The sequence below is a fragment of the uncultured Mucilaginibacter sp. genome, assembly GCF_903913935.1.
GTDB lineage: Bacteria > Bacteroidota > Bacteroidia > Sphingobacteriales > Sphingobacteriaceae > Mucilaginibacter.
On record NZ_CAIWNH010000404.1, the window covers coordinates 1 to 3,351 of the forward strand.

Here is a 3,351-nt window from a genome sequence, read left to right on the forward strand (position 1 = left end):
AAAATACTGAAGTCAGAGATCAGCAACCTGGATAGTTTAGACAAGCCTGTTATGGAGAAATACGAGGTGGAAATAAATATTTATGATAAGATAGCCGGAGGCAGTTTAACCTTTAATCCGTTTTTCTTAGACAGGATGACAACCAATCCCTATAAACTTTCAGAACGTTCGTACCCGGTTGACAGGGGAATGCCCGGCGATTACAGAACTACTTTACTTATGCATTTACCGGCACAATATGTTGTGGATAATCCGCCAAAAGCCGTAGGGATTGCATTGCCCAATAACGGTGGTCGATTTTTAACGGATTTCCAGGCATCGGACGACAATACATTTACGTTTTCGCACATTATCCAGCTCAATAAATCCATTTACAGTTCACAGGAATACCCTTACCTGAAAGAGTTGTTTAACAATATCATCCAGTCCGAAAAAGCAGAAATGGTATTCAAAAAGAAATAAACTATAACAGTCATGAAAAAAACCTTACTTATCCTTTTTGCCCTGCTTTGCTTAAACAACCTTTTAAAAGCGCAGGATTTTCCATACGGGGCCATTTCGGATGAAGAAATGGACATGAAATCGTATCCGAAAGATACTTCGGCGCATGCAGTTGTATTACGGGAACATGGCCAGGCAAGCATTGAAGTGGTTACCGGGGAACGGATAAAACTGGTTTTTGAGTACCATGTTAAGATTAAGATATTTGATAACAAAGGATTTGACAGCGGCACCGTGGAGCTTCCGGTATACAATTATAACGAGGACGCCGATTCCTACGAAACCATTGAGGAATTAACAGGCGTCACTTATTATACCGATAACAATGGAGCAACGCAGAAAGCCGAGCTTGAAAAAAGCAAGGTGTATGCTGAAAAAGAAAACAAAAATGTAATGGTATATAAATTTGCAATGCCGGCAATGCAAAATGGTTGTGTTATTGAATACCGGTACCGTATGTTCTCGCCATACCTCTACAACTTTCATCCTTGGCAATTCCAGGATTTTATCCCCAAAATATACTCGGAATATGAAGCACACATTCCGGCCTATTGGCGTTACAATGTTTCGCTAAAAGGCGGGTTGAAACTGACAAAAAATACCTCATCTGTAGAACGAAACTGTTTCTCAGTTGATGGCGGCGGTAGCGGCGACGGCAGGGTAAGCACAAGCGTTGATTGTTCAAAACTTATTTTTGGAATGAGTGACGTGCCTGCTTTTGTAAAGGAAGATTATATGACTTCGCCCAAGGATTTTTTGTCAATAATCAATTTTGAACTTGTCGAAAAAACTAGTCCATACACTTTTATTAAAGAAAACATTACAAAAGAATGGAAAGATGTGGACCTTATCCTTAAAAAAGAATTGTTTTTTGGATCGCAGTTAAAAAAAACGGGACTGTTCAAAGACCGTATAGTACCTGTTATTATAGGAAAAACTGACGCTCTTGAAAAAGCACAATCAATTTATACATACATAAAGCAGCTTTTTAAATACAACAATCGGGAGGAGCCGATTAGTGATAATGGGATTAGCAGCGCCTTAGATAAACATGCCGGCAATGCGGCCGATATAAATTTATCGTTGGTCAACGCGCTTAATGCGGCCGGGCTAAACGCTAGACCGGTATTATTATCAACACGCGACCATGGCAAGATAAACTCGCTTTATCCGGTGCTTGGTGATTTTGACTATGTTATAGTACGAGTTGATTTTAATAACCAAACCTACCTGCTAGATGCGACCGATCCATTACTGCCATTTGGTATGCTTCCCATGCGCTGCTTAAACGACCGTGGCCGCGTTTTTAACATGGACAGCCCTTCAGACTGGATGGATTTAAACGTTCCGCAGAAAGAAAAAAGTACGCGCACACTTGATTTTACTTTGAGTGAAGATGGTAAATTAAAGGGGACGGCTATTATTTATTCAACCGGGTACGATGCCTATGAAAAAAGATCGGCCATCAAAAAATTTAACTCTACAGCTGAATATATTGAAGATTTCAAGGGCAAATCGCCCAAAATAAAAGTGCTTAAAGCAGAGATCATTGACATTGACAGCCTTGACAAGCCACTTATTGAAAAATATGATCTGGAGATCGACTTGTTTAATAAAGCCGTTGGAACGACTGACCTAACATTCAACCCATTTTTTTGGAATAAAATAGACGTTAACCCTTTCAAACTAGCTGAGCGAACCTACCCGGTTGATATGGGTATGCCCTCTGACGAAAGGTTAACACTAACCATACATCTGCCTGAACAATATACCGTGGCAACGCCGCCGCCCGTAACAGGTATAGCCATGCCGGGCAACGGAGGTAAATTTATTACAAATTACGAGCCAGGTGATCATTCTTTTACCTTTTCACATATCATCCAATTTAACAAACCCGTTTACGATGTGAATGAATATCCTTACCTTAAAGAATTTTACAACAAGATCATTCAATCAGAAAAAGCAGAAATTTTATTTAAGAAAAAACCATGAAACCTGTACTACTTATGATATGCCTGCTGACAGGTTTTTTATACGCCGGCGCCCAGGATAACTATGATGCAAGCCTGATTCCAAAGGAACTGCTTGCGCATGCAAGTACCGTGATCAGGGATCAGCAAATGAGTGTCAGGGTAGAGAGCTTGGATAATACCATTGTCCAGGTAAAATCGGCCATCACGGTTTTAAATAAAAATGGCGACGAAGATGCAGTAATTGTCCTTGAGTATGATAAAAGCAGGGTTATTAAATCTGTTAAAGGCGTAATATTAAATGAGTTTGGGAAGCCGATTAATAAGTTTTCTGAAGGTGATTTTGAAAAACAAAGCGCCTGGGATGGCTTTTCGCTCTTTCTTGATGATAAAATTAAATATTACAAGCCGGCCGTTAGCCAGTATCCATATACCGTTGTGTATGAATACGAAATGAAATTAAAACAATCCCTTGATTTTCCCCAATGGGAACCGGTACCGGGCTATGGTATTGCTGTTCAGAAAAGTTCATTTAGTTTCACCTGCGATAAAGGTTTTAATATCAGGTATAAAGAAAACAACTTCCACAATAACTTGATAAAAAGTGAAAAAAAAGCGGAAACTAATACCTATAGCTGGAGCGTAAGTAATTTAAAAGCAACTAAATCCGAGCCATTTAGCCCTTATTATAAAAATGTGATCCCCTATGTTCAGTTAGCTCCTGAAAAATTCAGGTATTACGGTTTGGACGGTTCATTCACAGATTGGAAATCACTGGGAAAATGGGAATATGATAAATTGCTGGCCAGCCGCACTGAACTGCCTGCGGGGACTAAAGAACATGTGCAGGAATTAACCAAAGACATAGGTGATCCCAAAT

Annotated in this window: 2 protein-coding genes and 1 pseudogene; all 3 read left to right on the top strand. The window is 39.7% G+C overall.

Translation table 11 applies throughout. The annotated features are described in order from the left end of the window. Positions 1 to 462: pseudogene (locus QZY09_RS16315) on the top strand (DUF3857 domain-containing protein); the annotation flags it as partial. 12 nt (positions 463 to 474) lie between these two features. Then, a complete protein-coding gene (locus QZY09_RS16320) occupies positions 475 to 2,493 on the top strand; it encodes a transglutaminase domain-containing protein (protein WP_295674076.1) in 2,019 nt (672 codons plus the stop codon). Next, positions 2,490 to 3,351, top strand: an 862-nt coding sequence (locus tag QZY09_RS16325; protein ID WP_295674077.1) for a DUF3857 domain-containing protein, incomplete at its 3' end; no start/stop codon positions are given. The genes QZY09_RS16320 and QZY09_RS16325, both read left to right, overlap by 4 nt.

Bases quoted from the DNA above. Each gene is read 5' to 3' on its own strand.
- QZY09_RS16320 (WP_295674076.1), top strand. From the start codon at position 475: ATGAAAAAAACCTTACTTATCCTTTTTGCCCTGCTTTGCTTAAACAAC.